The organism is Kribbella speibonae (assembly GCF_004331375.1).
In the GTDB taxonomy this organism is placed as follows: Bacteria; Actinomycetota; Actinomycetes; order Propionibacteriales; family Kribbellaceae; genus Kribbella; species Kribbella sindirgiensis.
In genome coordinates, this window is the sequence record NZ_SJKC01000004.1 from 143,079 (window position 1) to 160,442 (window position 17,364).

Genomic DNA, 17,364 nt, shown 5'->3' on the forward strand with positions numbered 1-17,364 from the left:
GGAAACACAATGGCTGAGCTCACGATCAGGCCGGAGGAGATCCGGGACGCCCTGGATCGGTTCGTCACCGAGTACCAACCGGCCGAAACCGCCGCCGAAGAGGTCGGCACCGTGGTCGACGCGGGTGACGGGATCGCGCACGTCGAGGGTCTGCCCTCGGCGATGACCAACGAGCTGCTCGAGTTCGAGGACGGCACCCGGGGGATCGCGCTGAACCTCGACGTCCGCGACATCGGCGTCGTCGTCCTCGGTGAGTTCGACGGGATCGAGGAGGGCCAGCAGGTCCGCCGGACCGGTCAGGTCCTGTCGGTGCCGGTCGGCGACGGCTACCTCGGTCGTGTGATCGACCCGCTGGGCAAGCCGATCGACGGCCTCGGCGAGATCAAGGACCTCGAAGGCACCCGCGCGCTGGAGCTGCAGGCGGCCGGCGTGATGGACCGCCAGGAGGTCCGGCAGCCTCTGCAGACCGGCATCAAGGCGATCGACGGCATGATCCCGATCGGCCGCGGCCAGCGTCAGCTGATCATCGGCGACCGCAAGACCGGTAAGACGGCGATCGCGGTCGACACGATCATCAACCAGAAGGCCAACTGGGACTCCGGCGACCCGGAGAAGCAGGTTCGCTGCATCTACGTCGCGATCGGCCAGAAGGGCTCGACGATCGCCTCCGTCCGCGGCGCGCTCGAAGAGGCCGGCGCGATGGAGTACACCACCATCGTCGCGTCCCCGGCGTCCGACCCGGCCGGCTTCAAGTACGTCGCGCCGTACACCGGCTCGGCGATCGGCCAGCACTGGATGTACCAGGGCAAGCACGTCCTGATCGTGTTCGACGACCTGACCAAGCAGGCCGAGGCGTACCGCGCCATGTCGCTGCTGCTGCGCCGCCCGCCGGGCCGCGAGGCGTACCCGGGTGACGTCTTCTACCTGCACAGCCGGCTGCTCGAGCGCTGCGCGAAGCTGTCCAAGGAGCTCGGCGGCGGCTCGATGACCGGTCTGCCGGTCATCGAGACCAAGGCGAACGACGTCTCGGCGTTCATCCCGACCAACGTCATCTCGATCACCGACGGCCAGATCTTCCTGCAGTCGGACCTGTTCAACGCGAACATCCGCCCGGCCATCGACGTCGGTATCTCGGTCTCCCGGGTCGGCGGCGCCGCGCAGATCAAGGGCATGAAGAACGTGTCCGGCACGCTGAAGATCGACCTGGCGCAGTTCCGCGCGATGGAGGCCTTCGCGATGTTCGCGTCCGACCTGGACGCCACCTCGCGGCGCCAGCTCGACCGCGGTCAGCGCCTGGTGCAGCTGCTCCGTCAGCCGCAGTACTCGCCGTACCCGGTCGAGGACCAGATCGTCTCCATCTGGGCCGGTACCAAGGGGCACTTCGACGAGGTCCCGGTGAACGACGTACTCCGCTTCGAGCGGGACTTCCTGGACTACCTGCGCCGCGAGACCAAGGTGCTCGACGCGATCCGTGAGTCCGGGCTGTTCGGCGACGACGAGGCGCAGGCCGTGACCGAGGCGCTGAACGCGTTCAAGCCGACGTTCCAAACCTCGGAGGGCACGCTGCTCGGCACCGAGGCCGAGGCCGTGGCGATGGACGAAGAGGACGTCGAGCAGGAGCAGATCGTCAAGCAGAAGAGGGGCTGACCGGTGCCGGCCAACCTGCGGGAGCTACGCGATCGGAAGGCTTCGGTCACGACGATCAAGAAGCTCACCCGCGCGATGGAGCTCATCGCGGCGTCCCGGATCGTCAAGGCGCAGCAACGCGCCCAGGCGGCCGGTCCGTACGCGCGTGAGCTCACCCGTGCCGTGTCGGCAGTGGCGACGTTCTCGAACGTCGACCACCCGCTGACCACCGAGAAGGAGAACCCGCGCCGGGCCGCGGTGCTGCTGATCACCTCCGACCGCGGTCAGGCCGGTGCGTACTCGGCCAACGTGATCCGCGAAGGGGAGCGGCTGAACCAGCTGCTCCGCGAGGACGAGAAGCAGATCGTTTCGTACATCACCGGCCGCAAGGGCATCGCGTACTACACCTTCCGGCAGCGCGAGGTCGCGCAGTCGTGGGCCGGTGAGTCCGACAGCCCGAGCTTCGCCCGGGCGCGGGAGGTCGCCGACGCGCTGATCGAGGCCTTCCTGACCCCGACCGAGGAAGGCGGCGTGGACGAGATCCACATCGTCTTCACCCGGTTCGTGTCGATGCTGACCCAGCGCACGGACGTCATCCGGCTGCTGCCGCTGGAGGTCGTCGAGGGCGAGGAGGCGCCGGCGGCGGACGACGTGCTGCCGCTGTACGAGTTCGAGCCCTCCGCGGAGGACGTCCTCGACGGTCTGCTGCCGAAGTACGTCGCCAGCCGGATCCACTACTGCATGCTGCAGGCGGCGGCGTCGGAGCTGGCCAACCGCCAGCGGGCGATGAAGTCGGCGACGGACAACGCGCAGGACCTGATCGAGAAGCTCACGCGGGACCTGAACCAGGCCCGCCAGGCCCAAATTACCCAGGAAATCAGCGAGATCGTCGGTGGCGCCAGCGCGCTGGCCGACGCGAACGCCGGGAGCGAGTGAGAGAGATGACTGCCACGGTTACCGAGAAGAACAACGAGGCGGGTGCCACCGGCATCGGTCGCGTCGCCCGGGTGATCGGCCCGGTCGTCGACATCGAGTTCCCAGCGGACGCGATGCCCGACATGTACAACGCGCTCGAGGTGGACATCACCATGGGCGACGTGACCCAGACGATCACCCTCGAGGTGGCGCTGCACGTCGGCGACAACATCGTCCGGGCGATCTCGATGAAGCCCACCGACGGCCTGGTCCGCGGCGCCGAGGTGCGGGACACCGGCGCGGCGATCTCCGTGCCGGTCGGCGACGTCACCAAGGGCCGGGTCTGGTCCGTGACCGGCAAGTGCCTGAACCAGGACGAGTCCGAGTTCGAGATCACCGAGCGCTGGCCGATCCACCGCAAGGCGCCGGCGTTCGACCAGCTCGAGTCGAAGACCGAGATGCTCGAGACCGGTATCAAGGTGCTCGACCTGCTCACGCCGTACGTGCAGGGCGGCAAGATCGGCCTGTTCGGCGGTGCGGGCGTCGGCAAGACCGTCATGATCCAGGAGATGATCTACCGGATCGCCCACAACTTCGGCGGTACGTCGGTGTTCGCGGGCGTCGGCGAGCGGACCCGTGAGGGCAACGACCTCATCAACGAGATGGACGAGGCCGGCGTCTTCAAGGACACCGCGCTGGTGTTCGGCCAGATGGACGAGCCGCCGGGCACCCGGCTGCGCGTCGCCCTGTCGGCCCTCACGATGGCGGAGTACTTCCGCGACGTGAAGGAGCAGGACGTGCTGCTCTTCATCGACAACATCTTCCGGTTCACCCAGGCCGGTTCCGAGGTCTCCACCCTGCTCGGCCGGATGCCGAGCGCGGTCGGTTACCAGCCGAACCTGGCCGACGAGATGGGCGTGCTGCAGGAGCGGATCACGTCGACCCGCGGTCACTCGATCACCTCGATGCAGGCGATCTACGTGCCCGCCGACGACTACACCGACCCGGCGCCGGCCACCACGTTCGCGCACCTGGACGCGACCACCGAGCTGTCGCGTGACATCGCGTCGCGTGGTCTGTACCCGGCCGTCGACCCGCTGACCTCGACGTCGCGGATCCTCGACCCGCAGTACATCGGCCAGGCGCACTACGACGTGGCCGTCCGGGTGAAGCAGATCCTGCAGAAGAACAAGGAACTGCAGGACATCATCGCGATCCTCGGTGTGGACGAGCTCTCCGAAGAGGACAAGATCACCGTCGCCCGCGCGCGCCGGATCGAGCAGTTCCTCTCGCAGAACACCTACATGGCGGAGAAGTTCACCAACGTGCCGGGTTCCACGGTGCCGCTGAAGGACACGATCGAGTCCTTCCAGAAGATCACCGAGGGCGAGTACGACCACGTCGCCGAGCAGGCCTTCTTCAACGTCGGCTCGCTGGACGACGTCGACCGCAAGTGGGCCGAGCTGCAGAAGGACAACTGAGATGGCCGACGACTCCGCGAAGCACCTCGAGGTAGCCCTCGTCGCGGCGGAGCGGACGGTCTGGCAGGGGCAGGCGAGGATCGTCATCGCCCGCACCACCGACGGTGACGTCGGTATCCTGCCCGGCCACGCGCCGTTGCTGGGCCTGTTGCAGGGCGGCACCGTCCAGGTGCGGACCGTCGACGACGAGTACTTCGTCGCGGCCGCGCCGGACGGGTTCATCTCGGTGGCGAACGACCGGGTCTCGATCCTGGCCGAGAACGCCGAGATGGGGCACGACATCGACCTCGAAGAGGCGCGTCGTGAGCTCGACCAGGCGATGGCGGCCGGCCTGGCCGACGCCGACGCCGACGAGGTACGACTCGCCGAGGCCAGGGTTCGGGCCGCCGAGCAGACGTCCTAGCCGCACCTGCCATAATCGAATATCGCGTCACGCAGTACGGTTCTCCGGGGTGCCCGGGGCAGTACCGAACACGGGCACCGGAAATGAGGTCGGCAAGGTATGAGGGTAGTCCTCGATGTCGTCGGGGTCTGTCTGCTTGCCGCCGTACTGTTCATCGTTCTTGTCGCGTTCCGCCGTCACTGGTTGTCCAGGGACGGCGGAACTTTTGATTGCAGCCTGCAGCTCGCGCAGAAGGAACACGGCCGCGGCTGGGCGCTCGGCCTGGCCCGCTACGTCGGCGACGACCTGCAGTGGTTCCGCGTCTTCAGCCTCGCCTGGTGGCCGAAACTCGTCGTCAACCGCCGCCAGCTCGAAGGCATCAGCACCCGCCGTCCGATGGGTAACGAGCCCTTGGTCACGTACGCCGGCCACGTCATCGTCGACGCCGACCTCCGCGACCGCACCGTCCACTTCGCCATGACCGAAGAAGCCCTCACCGGCGTCCTGGCCTGGATGGAGTCGGCCCCACCGAGTACCCAGACCTACCTCTGAAGCGCCTTCAGCAGCATCGGTAGGGAGGCGTGCAGCTCGCGCTGCCAGTAGGCCCAGCCGTGCGTGCCCGGTCCGTAGAAGTTGGTCGTCAGGTGTTTCGCGCCGACCTGCGCCATGCGGGCGGCGAGGGCATGGTTCTGGCGGTTGAAGTCGGCCTCCAACGCGTCGGTCTTCCCGGGCGGGTCGAACGGTCCGGCGGTGCCGTCGCCGCAGGAGAGGTAGATCGGCAGGGACTTGAGCCGGTGCGCCAGGTAGTACGGGTCGTGTGCCTCCCAGATCCGGCGCTGCGCGACCGGGTCGCCCCAGACCCGGAGCGGATCGTTGCCCTGTCCGGCGAAGAATCCCTTGATCCGGTTGATCGACTCGTCGTTGAGCAGCGGATGGGCGGAGCCGGAGTACGCCGCGGCCGCGCGGAACATGCCGGGATGGCGAGCGGCGTACAGCAGTGCTCCTTGGCCGCCCATCGAGAGGCCGGCCACGACGCGGTTCGAGCTGGCGCCCCAGTCGTGTTCCAGGAGGTGCGCCAGTTCGACGGTGTGGAATGTCTCCCAGGCCGGGTCGCCGCCGGCGCCGTAGTTCCACCAGTCGCTGTACCAGCCGTTCCAGCCGGCCTCGGGCATCACGACGAGGACCTTGTGCAGGCTCGGGATCTGCGCGATGTCGGTGCCGGACCAGGACGTGTAGTCCCCGCAGCAGCCGTGCAGCAGCCAGAACGTCGGCCAGTGCTGACGCCGGTCCGCCGGATTCCAGCCGTCCGGCGTGAGCAGCCGGACGTTGACGGTGCGGCCGCCGAGAGCCTGCGACCGCACGGTCAGATCGGTCAGCCGTTCCGCGACCTGCTTGACCGCGACGACTTCGGCACCGCGCGACGCGGGCCGGGCCACCACAGCCGGAGCGGCGGCGGTCGCCTGGGTGGGAGCGATCGGGGAGAGTCCGAGAAGCAGAGCGGCGACGAGCAACGCTCGCTGGGCGATCCAGGACAGCTGTCTGGGCACGAGCGAACCTCCGGGGCGGGGGACCCGAGACTAAAACCAGGCGAGTTCATTACTCAAGGGCACGACCGAAATTCGGTGGGTAGTTCACCGTCCGTGTGCCAGGATCTCGGCCATGGAGACATACTTCTTCCGCGTCGGCTAGCTTCCGCTGGCCTGTTCGAGGTTTCCCGCGGTCAGCGATGCGGGAGTGACCGGTTGGTTGTTCCCGGGTGCTATCCGGGAGATTCTCCATGCAGTTGGTGCTGGTGCGGACCGTCACGGGGTTGGAGCACCTGGCGGCCGAGGAACTGGCCGATGCAGGGCATCGGGTGGTCGAGGTGTCGAAGCGTCAGGTGATCGTCGAGGCGTCTCCGGAGGTGGTCGAGCGGCCGCCGCTGGTGGCGGACGACTTGTTCGAGGTGTACGGCGTGGCGCCGGATCCCGGGCGGACGCGCGCCGGGTTGACGGCCGCGCTGCGTGAGGCGATTCGGTCGGTGCCGATCGCGCGTGGTGCGTTCGCGGTGTCGGCGTCGTTCCAGGGACCACGGAACTTCGGTCGGTACGACGTCGAGGATCTGGTGGGGGAGCGGATCGCGCGGCTGACGGGTGGGCGGTACCACTCGCGACGGTACGGTGTCGCGCCACCAGAGGAGCGCTCCGACTGGCGCGTGGTCCTGGACGGCAAGACGTTGTGGGTCAGCCGCCGCCCGTACGCCGTACCACTCCATCGACGGACGTGGCGTCGGCAGACGGTCCGAGGAAGCCTGCACCCACCCGTGGCCGCTGCGATGGCCCGGCTGGCGGGACTCGCGCCCGGGCACGAGGTACTCGATCCGTTCTGCGGCGCCGGCACGCTGCTCCTGGAGGCGCGCGCGCTCGAGCCCCGGGCACGGTACGCCGGAGTGGACCGGGATCCTGCAGCGCTCGAGGCCGCGAGAGCCAACGGACCGGAAGGGGTGAAGTGGCGACGTGGAGATGCGCGACGGGTTGATGACCCGGTCGATCGGATCCTCACCAACCCCTCTGGAACCACCGCCTGACCCTCAACACACCATCAGCCTTGCCGGGCAATATCCGTGCATAGTTGTCGCTGAGTGTCGGAATCGGCTGGATGGGTTCGTTGGAGAGGTATGAAGATTCTTCTTACGTCGTCTGGGGTCACGAACGCGTCGATTGCGGGCGCGCTGGTCGAGTTGCTGGGGAAGCCGGTCGCGGAGGCGTCGGCGTTGTTCATTCCTACTGCGTTGTATCCGTTCCCCGGTGGGGCCTATCCGGCCGCGCGGGCGGTTTCGGGGGAGCGGTTGGGTGGGCTCGGGTGGAAGGCGCTGGGGATTCTGGAGCTGTCGGCGTTGCCGAGCATCGAGGAGGAGGCCTGGGTGCCGACGGTGCGGGAGGCGGACGCGATTCTCGTCGGAGGTGGCGACCCGTTGTTCCTGGCGAACTGGATGCGGCGCTCCGGCCTGGCCGACCTGTTGCCGACGTTGAGTTCCGAGGCGGTCTATGTCGGGGTGAGTGCAGGAAGCATCGCCGCGACCACGACCTTCGTCGAGACCTATCCCGAGCCGCCCCGAGGCGCCGACCGCCCGCTGAAGGCGGAGGACGTCGTCTTCCCCACCCCCGAGGGAGACCTGGACAGAATCCTGGTCACCGGGCAGGGCGCCGGCCTCGTCGACTTCGGCGTGATCCCGCACCTCGAGCACCCGCACCACCTCGACGCGTCGCTCCCGAACGCGGAGCGGTGGGCGGCACACATCCCGGCACCGACCTACGCGATCGACGACGAGAGCGCCGTCCGGGTCGTCGACGGTGCCGTCGACGTCGTTTCCGAAGGCGTCTGGAAGCTCTTCACCCCGTAGCCGTAACGAGCCCTTGACATGCGCGTTCCGCGTTCGTAAATTCCTGCGCATACGTAAGAGCAGCGCTCAAATAGGTCATATATGAATGCTCATACGTATGAACGTGCAGCCGCTCTAGTCCTGGGGTGAGAGATATGCGCAGTCGGTGGCGGGTCTTGGTTGTGGTTGGTGCGCTGGTGCTGGCCGGGTGTTCCGGCCCTGCCAAGACGCCGGCCTCCAGCGCTGGAGCGGCGGTCGTCTACGGGAAGACCGACGGCGGTACGACGTTCGTCCGCAACTACAACGTGATGGGCCCGGCGACGGACAAGGCGCCGAACATGGAGCTGGTGTACGAGCCGCTGATGCGGGTCGACTACGGCGACGGCGGTGTCGTGAAGCCGTGGCTCGCGCAGAGCTGGGCGTTCTCGGACCAGGGCAAGGCGCTGACCATCAAGCTGCGCGGCGATGTGACCTGGTCGGATGGGCAGAAGTTCACCGCGGACGATGTCGTGTACTCGCTCGGTCTCCCGATCGAGAAGCCGGACTTCAGCATCGCGGGGATCACCTACAAGTCGGTCGCGAAGGTCGACGCCACCACCGTGAAGGTCGTCTTCGCCGAGCCGTCGTACGCGACCCTGAACCAGTTCGCGAACATCCTGCTCCCGATGGTCCCGAAGCACGTCTGGTCGAGCCAGAACCTGAACACCTGGACGAACCCGGATCCGATCGGCACCGGCCCGTTCACGGTGCAGGAGTTCAAGCCGCAGCAGATCACCCTGGAGGCCCGCTCCGATTACTGGGGCGGCAAGCTCCCGATGACGACGTACAAGATCGTCCCGACCAGCGCCGACGCACTGAAAGCCCAACTGCTGAAGGGCGATATCGACTGGGCGTCGGCGAGCTGGCCGAACGGCGAGAAGGAGTACGTCGCCAAGGACCCGGACAAGCACCTGTACCAGCTGTACTCCAACGGCGGCGCGATGTCCGTGCTCTTCAACACCGCGAAGGCGCCGTTCGACGACGTCCATGTACGGCGTGCGCTCGCCCTCACGATCGACCGTACGGCGGTCGTCACCACGCTGCAGCGCCCCGGAACCGAGGCGGGGCCGACCGGTCTGTCGGAGCAATTGTTCGCGGACTGGCTCGACCCGGCGTACAAGGGCAAGGTCCAGAAGGTCGACGCGACCGCGGCGAAGGCCGAGCTGGCCAAGGGCGGGTGGACGGTCGAGAACGGCGCGCTGGTCAAGGACGGCAAGCGGTACCAGCCGAGCATCCTGTTCAACGCCGACTGGGGCTGGGGCAACTACGCCGACATCCTGATCAACACCTGGAAGCAGACCCTCGGGCTGCAGGTGAAGGGCGCCGGCCAGCCGAGCGCCGGGTACTACGACAAGCAGAACCTGGGCCAGTTCGACCTGGCCGCCGCGTCCACCGGCGGCTCCGGCGTGTACGGCGTCTACCGCTTCCTCAGCAGCCAGTACCTGACCCCGGTCGGCAAGTCGGCCACGCTGAACCAGGGCCGGTGGAACGACCCGGAGACCGACAAGATCATCGCCGCCATGCAGCGCACCGACAACGTCGACGAGCTGAAGACGCTCGGCCGGCAGTTGCAGAAGATCGTCGTCGACAAGACTCCGTTCAGCCCGATCTACAACAACTTCTACTTCGTCGACATCAACGCGACCCGCTGGACCGGCTGGCCGACGCCGGACGACTTCGACCACATCCCGTTCGTGGGGATGGGCCCGGACACGATCCTGACCATGCTGAAGCTTCAGCGCCGGGGGAGCTGAACCGTGCTGACCGTGCGCTGGGCGTTCCTGGCCCGGCGGCTGGGTTTCTACCTGGCCGCCGCGGCCGCCGCGATCGGACTCAACTTCCTGCTGCCCCGGCTGATGCCCGGTGATCCGTCGTCCGCGATCGTCGAGGAGCTGGAACGCGTGAGCGGCCAGCAGGTGCCGGCCGAGACCCTACTGTCGATTCGCGCGATCTTCGGCAACCCGCACGCCAACCTGGCCCAGCAGTTCGCCGACTACCTCCGCCAGTTGTCGCACGGCGATCTCGGCGTCTCCGTGGTCAACTTCCCGGTCCCGGTCGCCGACCTGGTCTGGCAGGCCCTGCCGTGGACTCTCTTGCTGGTCGGTACGACGACGGCCACCGCGTTCGCGATCGGCACCCTTCTCGGTGTCGTCGCGGGCTGGAAGGCGGGTAGCCGTCTCGACGCGATCCTCACGCCGTTCACGACGTTCCTGAGCAGCGTCCCGTACTTCTGGGTCGCGCTCCTCGCCCTCTGGGTGTTCGGTTTCGTCCTCGGCTGGACACCGCTGTCGGGCGGGTACGACGCCGACCTGCCGCAGGGATTCAGCCTCGCGTACGCCGGCAGCGTGCTCCATCACGGTGTGTTGCCAGCAGCAACGATCGTGTTCTCGGCCTTCGGCGGCTGGCTGCTCGGGATGCGGAACATGACCGTCACCACGGTCCGCGAGGACTACGTGCTGCTCGCCCAGGCGAAAGGCCTGTCGCCGCGGCGGGTGATGTTCCGGTACGCCGCCCGGAACGCGATGCTGCCGAGCTTCACCGGGTTCGCGATGGCGCTCGGCGGTGTCGTCGGCGGCGCGCTGCTGACGGAGATCGTGTTCAGCTACCCGGGGATCGGCTACCTGCTGTACGAGGCTCTCCAGAAACGGGACTACCCGATGATGCAAGGCGTCTTCCTGCTGATCACGCTCGCGGTCCTGCTCGCGAACCTGGTCGCCGATCTCGCGTACGTCCTGCTCGATCCCCGGATCCGGGCGCGGGGGTGACCATGCTCAAGAGCTGGAAGGTCCGGATCGGCCTGTCCATCCTGATGTTCTTCGTGCTGCTGGCCGTCTTCGGACCAGTAGTCGGCGGAGATCCCCGGGCGAACGACATCCAAGCGATCTCGCAGCCCCCGAGTTGGCAGCATCTCTTCGGCACCACTCAGTTCGGTCAGGACGTCCTCGCCCAGACCATCGCCGGCGCCCGCGGGTCGATGCTGGTCGGGATCCTGGCCGCCGCGATCGGCACCCTGATCGCGATCCTGGTCGGCGTACCGGCCGGGTACTTCGGCGGCGCGGTCGACAACGGCCTGAACTTCCTCACGAACCTGTTCCTGGTGATGCCGGTGCTCCCGCTGATCCTGATCGTCGCGGGCTACGTGCAGGGCACCGGGCCGTTCGTGATCGCGCTGATCATCGGCCTGTTCGGCTGGTCGGGCGGCGCGCGGACGCTGCGGGCGCAGGCGCTCAGCCTGAGCAGTCGTGACTTCGTCCTGGCGATGCGGATGGTCGGCGAACCGCATCGCCGGCTGATCTTCTGCGAGGTCCTGCCGCACCTGACCGGATGGATCTCGGCGATGTTCCTGCACGGCATGATCGGCGGCGTGATGGCCGAGGCCGGCCTCGCGTTCCTCGGCATCACGGACTCCGGGTCGATCAGCTGGGGCACGATGATCCAGGCCGCGCAGCAGCAGAGTGCCGTACTGCGCGGGCTCTGGTGGTGGTTCGTACCGCCCGGGTTGTGTATCGCGCTGATCGGTACGGCGGCGACGCTGGTGAACTTCGGCGTCGACGAGGTGTCGAACCCGAAGTTGCGCATGGCTCGCCGTTCGGTCGTCGTACGGACGCGAAAGGTGGCGGAGGCATGAGTGTGCTGACGGTGGAAGGGCTGACGGTCGAGTACGTGACCGGCGATCGGCCCGTTCGCGCGTGTGACGACGTGTCGTTCGAGCTGCGGCGGGGCGAGATCCTCGGGGTGGCGGGCGAGTCGGGGTCGGGGAAGTCGACGCTGATCACCGCGCTCACCAGACTCCAGCGGCCGCCCGCGGTGACCACGGCCGGCCGGATCGAGTTCCACGGCACCGACCTGGTCGGGTTGGGCCCAGATCAGCTCAGGAAGTTGCGCTGGACCTCGCTGGCGATCGTCCTGCAAAGTGCGATGGACGCGCTCAACCCGGTCATGCGGGTCGGCGCGCAGTTCGTCGACGTACTGCGCACGCATGACAAGACCCTGAACTCCAAAGCTGCGTGGGCGCGGGCTGCCGAACTGCTCGGCATGGTCGGCATCTCGGCCGACCGCGTCCGCGCGTACCCGCACGAGCTGTCCGGCGGTATGCGTCAACGCGCCAGTATCGCGCTCGCACTGGCCTGCCGTCCCGAGCTCGTGGTGATGGACGAGCCGACGACGGCTGTCGACGTGGTCATGCAACGCCAGATCCTCGCGCAGGTACTACGGCTCAGGAAAGAGCTGGGGTTCGCGGTCGTCTTCGTCACGCACGACCTGTCGCTGCTCCTGGAGCTCGCCGACCGGATCGCGATCATGTACGGCGGCCGCATCGTCGAGATCGGCACCGCCGAGTCTCTGTACACGAAGCCCCGGCATCCGTACACGCGTGGTCTGCGTGACTCGTTCCCGCCGCTCCGCTCGGAACTCCGCACGCTGACCGGGATCCCCGGCAGCCCGCCGGACCTGCGGGACCCGCCGCCGGGGTGCGCGTTCCATCCCCGCTGCCCGGACCGGTTCGACGGTTGCGACCGGCAACGACCGGACCTGGTGACGATCGAGGACCACGCCGTCGCCTGCCGCCTGTACCCGTCGGGAGGATGATCAATCATGAGCCAACCCGTTCTCGAGGCCCGGGCGGTCTCGAAGCATTTCGCCGCCGGACGGTCGACGGTGCGCGCGGTCGAGGACGCGACGCTGGCGCTGCTCCCGGGCCGGATCGTGGCGCTGGTCGGGGAGAGCGGCAGCGGGAAGACCACGCTGGCCCGGCTGCTCGCCCGCTTCTACGCACCGACGTCCGGTGAGATCCGGCTGCACGGCGAGGCGGTGAAGGGCAAGCCGCGCGAGTACTACCGCGACGTACAGCTGATCTTCCAGGACCCGTTCGGATCGCTGAACCCGCTGCATCGGGTGCGGTACAACCTGGAGCGGGCGGTCAAGCTGCATCACGCCGTACGGTCCAAGGCTGATCTCGACCAGAAGGTCGTCGAGTTGATCAACCGGGTAAGCCTGGCCGAGTCGTATCTCGACAAGTTCCCGCACGAGTTGTCCGGTGGGCAGCGCCAGCGGGTCGTGATCGCGCGGGCGCTGGCGGTCGAGCCGAAGGTGCTGCTCGGCGACGAGCCGATCTCGATGCTGGACGTGTCGATCCGGCTCGAGATGCTCAACCTGCTCGAGCGGCTGCGCGCCGAGGACGGCCTCGCGCTGCTGTACATCACGCACGACATCGCGAGCGCGCGCTACCTGTGTGACGACATCGTCGTGATGTACGCCGGCCGGATGGTCGAAGGCGGCCCGAAGGAGGACGTGATCGCGGGCCCGCTGCATCCGTACACGCAGCTGCTGATCGACTCGTCCCCCGATCCCGAGCGCGGTGACCGGAACAACCTCTTCGACGCCGAGGACCTCGGCGAACCACCGAGCCTGATCGACCCGCCGAGCGGCTGCCGGTTCCACCCGCGGTGCCCGGTCGCGATGGACATCTGCCGTACCCAAGCACCGCCACGGACCGAACTGACCGACGGCCGCTGGACCCATTGCTGGTTGCAGGAGAAGAAATGAAAGCACCACGACAGTCCGATGTCGCCCGGCTCGCGGGTGTCTCCCAGTCCGCTGTCTCCCGGGTGGTGAGCGGGGACGTCGACCGGATCCCGGTGGAGACCCGGGACCGGATCCTGGCCGCGGTCAAGGAGCTCGGCTACGTCCCGAACGCGGCCGCGCGGAACCTGCGCAACAAGCGCAACCGGCTGCTCGGCGTCCACACCTTCGAGGCCGTGTTCCCGCACGCCCGCGAGGACTTCTACTTCGAGTTCCTGCTCGGGATCGAGGAGCGGGCCGAGGAGATCGGGTACGACCTCGTGCTGTTCACCTCGACCGGGACGAGTGACGGCCGGCGCCGGATCTACCGCGACGGCACCAACCGGCTCAACCTCGCCGACGGGACCGTCCTGCTCGGTGCCGCGACCGATCGCGAGGAACTGGCCCGGCTCTGGCACGACGGATACCTGTTCGTCCACATCGGCCGCCGCGAGGTGCCGGGCGCGGAGATCCCGTGCATCATCCCGGACTACGTGACGGCGGCCGACCGGATCGTCACGTCGCTGGCCGAGCGCGGCCATCGGCACCTGGCGTACCTGCACTCGGGGATCGACCAGGAGGCGTACGCCGATCGCCGGACGGGTTACCGCGCCGCCGTCGAACGGCTCGGTCTGCACGATCGCTCGCCGGGGCTGCGCGGTGAGTCGGGGCTGACCGAGGAGTGGCTCGACGAGCTGGCGTCCGGACCGGAGACCGCGGTCGTCGCCGAGAACATCGGGCTGGCCGAGCACCTCAGGACGGGGCTGGCGGCGCGCGGGCTGAGCATTCCGGAGGACGTCTCGGTGGCAGTGCTGGAGGGCTCGGGGGACGAGCCCGGCCACCGCTGGGACTGCCTGGTGATCCCGCGCAAGGAGATCGGCCGGATCGCGATCGACGCCCTGGTGGCGCGGGTCGAGAACCCGGACGAGGAGCCGGTCAGCCAGTTGGTGGCCTGTGACCTGGTGGCCGGCGAAACCGTCGCCGACCCCCGACCGAAGGAGTAACGGGTGGAGACTGATGTCCTGGTAGTCGGCGGCGGACTGGGCGGGGTCGCCGCGGCGCTCACCGCGGTCCGGCTCGGGCGCCGCGTCGTACTGACCGAGTCGACGGACTGGCTGGGCGGTCAGCTGACCAGCCAGCTCGTGCCGCCGGACGAGCACCCGTGGATCGAGCAGTACGCCGCCAGCGGGTACGCCGAACTCCGCCGACGCATCCGGGACTACTACCGGCGCAACTACCCGCTGACGCCCGAGGCCGCTGCGGACCCGCTCCTCGATCCCGGTCTCGGCGTCGTCAGCCGCTTCTGCCACGAGCCCCGTGTCGCTGCGGCCGTCCTGGAGGAGATGCTCGCGCCGTGGCGCGCGTCCGGACAGCTGACTGTGCTGATGGAACACGAGCCGGTGTCGGCCGCGACGAGCGGCGACGAGATCGAGGCGGTGACGCTGCGGGACCTCAGGACCGGTGCCGAGCGGACGGTGTCGGCGACGTACGTCGTGGATGCGACCGAGCTGGGCGATCTGCTCGAGCTGGGCGGTGTCGAGCACGTGATCGGGGCGGAAGGTCGCTCGGAGACGGGAGAGCTGCACGCGCCGGACGTCGCGAATCCCCTTGATCAGCAGGCGTTCTCGTGGTGTTTCGCGCTGGAGCACCGGCCGGGGGAGGACCACACGATCGACCGGCCCGCCTCGTACGAGCACTGGCGGGACACGGTCGCGCCGTTCTGGCCGGGATCGCAGCTGTCCTGGACGGACGTCGTACCGGTGACGCTGGAGCAGCGGGAGTGGCGCCTGCTCGACGCGAACCCTTCGCAGCGAGCGCCGTTCTCACTGTGGCGGTACCGGCAGATCCTTGCCAGTAGCAACTTTGTCGACAAGGCGATCCCGGACGTCACGGTGGTGAACTGGCCGCAGCTCGACTACTGGGAACAGCCGCTCCTCCCGGATCCCTCGGACGCGTTGGCCGCGAGCCGCGAACTGTCGTTGTCCTTCCTGTACTGGATGCAGACCGAGGGCGGCTATCCCGGTCTGCGGCTGCGGCCCGACGTCACCGGTACGGCGGACGGTCTCGCGAAGGCGCCGTACATCCGCGAAGCGCGCCGGATCCAGGCCGAGTTCACCGTGCTGGAGCAGCACGTCGGTGTCGAGGCGCGGCCTGACGGTGCGGGCAGTGAGGTGTTCGCGGACAGCGTCGGGCTCGGGCGGTACCGGATCGATCTGCATCCTTCGACGGCCGGCCGGAGCTATGTCGACATCGAGGCGTACCCGTTCCAGATCCCGCTCGGTGCGCTGATCCCGGTCCGCGTCGACAACCTGCTCCCGGCGAACAAGAACATCGGGACCACGCACATCACCAACGGTTGTTACCGCCTGCACCCGGTCGAATGGAGTATCGGCGAGGCGGTCGGCGCACTGGTCAGCTTCTGCCTGACCGAAGGCCTGTCACCACGCAAGGTCCGTAACGATCCCACCCATCTGGCCGACTACCAGCGCCTCCTCACCGGCACCCTGGGCACCCGGATTGCCTGGCCCGAGGAGATCCGCACCCATCGCGACTGAAGGGACCCACCCGTGCTCCGAAAGTCTTTGGCCGCCCTGTGCGCTGCGCTCCTGTTGTCAGGCACCGCTCTGGTGAACGCAACAGCGCAGACCACCGCCCTCCCCGCCCTGCACACCGAAGGCAATCGCATCAAGAACAGCGCCGGCACGAACGTCACCCTCAAAGGTGTCTCCGTCATCGCGCCCGAGCAGAACGACGTCTGCACCGACTGCAACAACAAGCCGATCAACGACCTGATCGACATGACGGTCTCGAACGGCTGGAACTCGAAGGTCCTCCGCCTGCTCGTCACCGAGGCGATCGGCAAGGACCTGAACGCGTACGACGCGACGTACATCAAGCCGTACGTCGACCACGCCGTCGCCAAGGGCCTGTACGTGATCATCGACCTGCACCTGGTGCGCAACTACGGTGACGCGGCCGGCGCCGTACCGCAGGCCGATGTGAAAGGGTTCTGGGACTTCATCGCGCCGCGGTACGCGAACAATCCGAACGTGCTGTTCGAGGTGTTCAACGAGCCGATCGCGCCGGACAACTGGGCCACCTGGAAGTCGTACATCCAGCCGGTCGTGACCTCGATCCGCTCGGTCGCGTCGAACGTGATCCTGATGGGCAGCCCGTCCTGGAGCACCCGCCTGAACGGCGCGCTGACCGACCCGATCACCGGCGGCAACATCGCCTACGTCTACCACCTGTACCCGAACCAGGGCCCGGCGACCGCGGCCAACCTCGACCCCAAGTTCGGTACGGCGGCCGCGACGCTGCCCGTCGTCCTCACCGAGTTCGGCTGGGACCCGTCACCGTCCGCGAACCAGGTTACGGCCGGTACGACGTCCGGCTGGGGACTCCCGCTCCGCCAGTATCTGGACGCGCGTCCGCAGATCGGATGGATGGGCTGGATCTTCGACAACTTCTGGGCGCCGGTGATGTTCGACAAGAACTGGAACCTGCTGTCCGGCGAGTACCAGGGCGCGTTCGTCCGCGACTGGCTGGCCGGCGCCCCGGCGACGTCGCCGTGCTCGAGTCACCTGGCCCGGGGCGCGACGGTGACCGCGTCCTCGACGTACGACGCGAACTCGGGCGCGCCGAAAGCGGTTGACGGGTCGTGTGCGGACAGCGGACGCTGGATGTCGGCCGTCGGCGACACGGCGCCGGTACTCACAGTGGATCTGGGGACCTACAAGGATGTGAGTCAGGTGGACGTCTACAGCGGGTACGGGTACCCGAACGTTGCCACCGGCACCGTCCTGACCGCGTTCAAGGTCGAGGGCCACACCTCCGCCGGCTGGGTCCAGCTGGGCAGTTACACCGCCAACACCCGCGCTCTGGTCTCCACGCCGGTGACGTCGGCGGCTCTCGACCAGATCCGGCTGACGATCACCGACCCGTCCGGAACCACACCCGACATCGCCCGCGTCTACGAGGTGGCCGCCCACTAGGAGGAC

The 17,364-nt window shown here is 68.0% G+C and carries 16 protein-coding genes; 15 read left to right on the top strand and 1 reads right to left on the bottom strand.

Annotated features, from left to right (window positions below; translation table 11 throughout):
- The first annotated feature begins 9 nt into the window (after positions 1–9).
- The 5 genes from atpA (at position 10) to E0H92_RS28850 (ending at position 4,956) form a co-directional block, all read left to right on the top strand.
- Positions 10–1,647 (top strand): F0F1 ATP synthase subunit alpha, encoded by a 1,638-nt coding sequence (gene atpA / locus E0H92_RS28830; RefSeq protein WP_131463452.1) that lies wholly within the window; start codon positions 10–12, stop codon positions 1,645–1,647.
- A 3-nt stretch (positions 1,648–1,650) separates the two neighbouring features.
- Positions 1,651–2,562, top strand: coding sequence for a F0F1 ATP synthase subunit gamma (locus E0H92_RS28835; protein WP_131463453.1), 912 nt, complete (start codon positions 1,651–1,653; stop codon positions 2,560–2,562).
- Between the two features lie 5 nt (positions 2,563–2,567).
- On the top strand, positions 2,568–4,022 hold the full coding sequence (gene atpD, locus E0H92_RS28840; RefSeq protein WP_131498482.1) for a F0F1 ATP synthase subunit beta: 1,455 nt from the start codon (positions 2,568–2,570) through the stop codon (positions 4,020–4,022).
- Between the two features lies 1 nt (position 4,023).
- Entirely contained in the window at positions 4,024–4,425 is a 402-nt protein-coding gene (locus E0H92_RS28845) for a F0F1 ATP synthase subunit epsilon (RefSeq protein WP_131346353.1), read from the top strand.
- A 99-nt stretch (positions 4,426–4,524) separates the two neighbouring features.
- Positions 4,525–4,956 carry a DUF2550 domain-containing protein gene (locus tag E0H92_RS28850; protein ID WP_131498483.1) on the top strand — a complete coding sequence of 144 codons (432 nt, stop codon included), beginning with the start codon at positions 4,525–4,527 and terminating at the stop codon, positions 4,954–4,956.
- Here the strand turns inward: E0H92_RS28850 and E0H92_RS28855 are convergent.
- Complete coding sequence (locus E0H92_RS28855) at positions 4,947–5,951, bottom strand: alpha/beta hydrolase (protein WP_131498484.1); 1,005 nt, start codon at positions 5,949–5,951, stop codon at positions 4,947–4,949. The genes E0H92_RS28850 and E0H92_RS28855 overlap by 10 nt on opposite strands.
- Positions 5,952–6,181: 230 nt before the next feature.
- Here E0H92_RS28855 and E0H92_RS28860 point away from each other — a divergent pair, with 230 nt between their 5' ends.
- The 10 genes from E0H92_RS28860 to E0H92_RS28905 all read left to right on the top strand — a co-directional run bounded on the left by E0H92_RS28860 (position 6,182) and on the right by E0H92_RS28905 (position 17,358).
- Complete coding sequence (locus E0H92_RS28860; protein WP_131498485.1) at positions 6,182–6,970, top strand: methyltransferase domain-containing protein; 789 nt, start codon at positions 6,182–6,184, stop codon at positions 6,968–6,970.
- Positions 6,971–7,060: 90 nt separating this feature from the next.
- Positions 7,061–7,786: a Type 1 glutamine amidotransferase-like domain-containing protein gene (locus E0H92_RS28865; RefSeq protein ID WP_131498486.1), complete on the top strand. Its 726-nt coding sequence runs from the start codon at positions 7,061–7,063 to the stop codon at positions 7,784–7,786.
- 134 nt (positions 7,787–7,920) lie between these two features.
- Entirely contained in the window at positions 7,921–9,558 is a 1,638-nt protein-coding gene (locus E0H92_RS28870) for an ABC transporter substrate-binding protein (RefSeq protein WP_131498487.1), read from the top strand.
- A 3-nt stretch (positions 9,559–9,561) separates the two neighbouring features.
- Positions 9,562–10,569, top strand: a complete 1,008-nt coding sequence (locus E0H92_RS28875) for an ABC transporter permease (protein WP_238173646.1) — start codon at positions 9,562–9,564, stop codon at positions 10,567–10,569.
- Between the two features lie 2 nt (positions 10,570–10,571).
- Positions 10,572–11,432, top strand: a complete 861-nt coding sequence (locus tag E0H92_RS28880) for an ABC transporter permease (protein ID WP_131498488.1) — start codon at positions 10,572–10,574, stop codon at positions 11,430–11,432.
- Entirely contained in the window at positions 11,429–12,391 is a 963-nt protein-coding gene (locus E0H92_RS28885) for an ABC transporter ATP-binding protein (RefSeq protein ID WP_131498489.1), read from the top strand. Before E0H92_RS28880 ends, E0H92_RS28885 begins: the two co-directional genes overlap by 4 nt.
- Positions 12,392–12,397: 6 nt before the next feature.
- Positions 12,398–13,348 carry an ABC transporter ATP-binding protein gene (locus E0H92_RS28890; RefSeq protein ID WP_131498490.1) on the top strand — a complete coding sequence of 317 codons (951 nt, stop codon included), beginning with the start codon at positions 12,398–12,400 and terminating at the stop codon, positions 13,346–13,348.
- A complete protein-coding gene (locus tag E0H92_RS28895) occupies positions 13,345–14,367 on the top strand; it encodes a LacI family DNA-binding transcriptional regulator (protein WP_131498491.1) in 1,023 nt (340 codons plus the stop codon). Before E0H92_RS28890 ends, E0H92_RS28895 begins: the two co-directional genes overlap by 4 nt.
- Before the next feature lie 3 nt (positions 14,368–14,370).
- Positions 14,371–15,918 (top strand): FAD-dependent oxidoreductase, encoded by a 1,548-nt coding sequence (locus tag E0H92_RS28900; protein WP_131498492.1) that lies wholly within the window; start codon positions 14,371–14,373, stop codon positions 15,916–15,918.
- Positions 15,919–15,990: 72 nt separating this feature from the next.
- On the top strand, positions 15,991–17,358 hold the full coding sequence (locus E0H92_RS28905; protein ID WP_165550087.1) for a cellulase family glycosylhydrolase: 1,368 nt from the start codon (positions 15,991–15,993) through the stop codon (positions 17,356–17,358).
- Positions 17,359–17,364: the final 6 nt, after the last annotated feature.

Bases quoted from the DNA above. Each gene is read 5' to 3' on its own strand.
- atpA (WP_131463452.1), top strand. From the start codon at position 10: ATGGCTGAGCTCACGATCAGGCCGGAGGAGATCCGGGACGCCCTGGAT.
- atpD (WP_131498482.1), top strand. From the start codon at position 2,568: ATGACTGCCACGGTTACCGAGAAGAACAACGAGGCGGGTGCCACCGGC.
- E0H92_RS28845 (WP_131346353.1), top strand. From the start codon at position 4,024: ATGGCCGACGACTCCGCGAAGCACCTCGAGGTAGCCCTCGTCGCGGCG.
- E0H92_RS28850 (WP_131498483.1), top strand. From the start codon at position 4,525: ATGAGGGTAGTCCTCGATGTCGTCGGGGTCTGTCTGCTTGCCGCCGTA.
- E0H92_RS28860 (WP_131498485.1), top strand. From the start codon at position 6,182: ATGCAGTTGGTGCTGGTGCGGACCGTCACGGGGTTGGAGCACCTGGCG.
- E0H92_RS28865 (WP_131498486.1), top strand. From the start codon at position 7,061: ATGAAGATTCTTCTTACGTCGTCTGGGGTCACGAACGCGTCGATTGCG.
- E0H92_RS28870 (WP_131498487.1), top strand. From the start codon at position 7,921: ATGCGCAGTCGGTGGCGGGTCTTGGTTGTGGTTGGTGCGCTGGTGCTG.
- E0H92_RS28880 (WP_131498488.1), top strand. From the start codon at position 10,572: ATGCTCAAGAGCTGGAAGGTCCGGATCGGCCTGTCCATCCTGATGTTC.
- E0H92_RS28885 (WP_131498489.1), top strand. From the start codon at position 11,429: ATGAGTGTGCTGACGGTGGAAGGGCTGACGGTCGAGTACGTGACCGGC.
- E0H92_RS28890 (WP_131498490.1), top strand. From the start codon at position 12,398: ATGAGCCAACCCGTTCTCGAGGCCCGGGCGGTCTCGAAGCATTTCGCC.
- E0H92_RS28895 (WP_131498491.1), top strand. From the start codon at position 13,345: ATGAAAGCACCACGACAGTCCGATGTCGCCCGGCTCGCGGGTGTCTCC.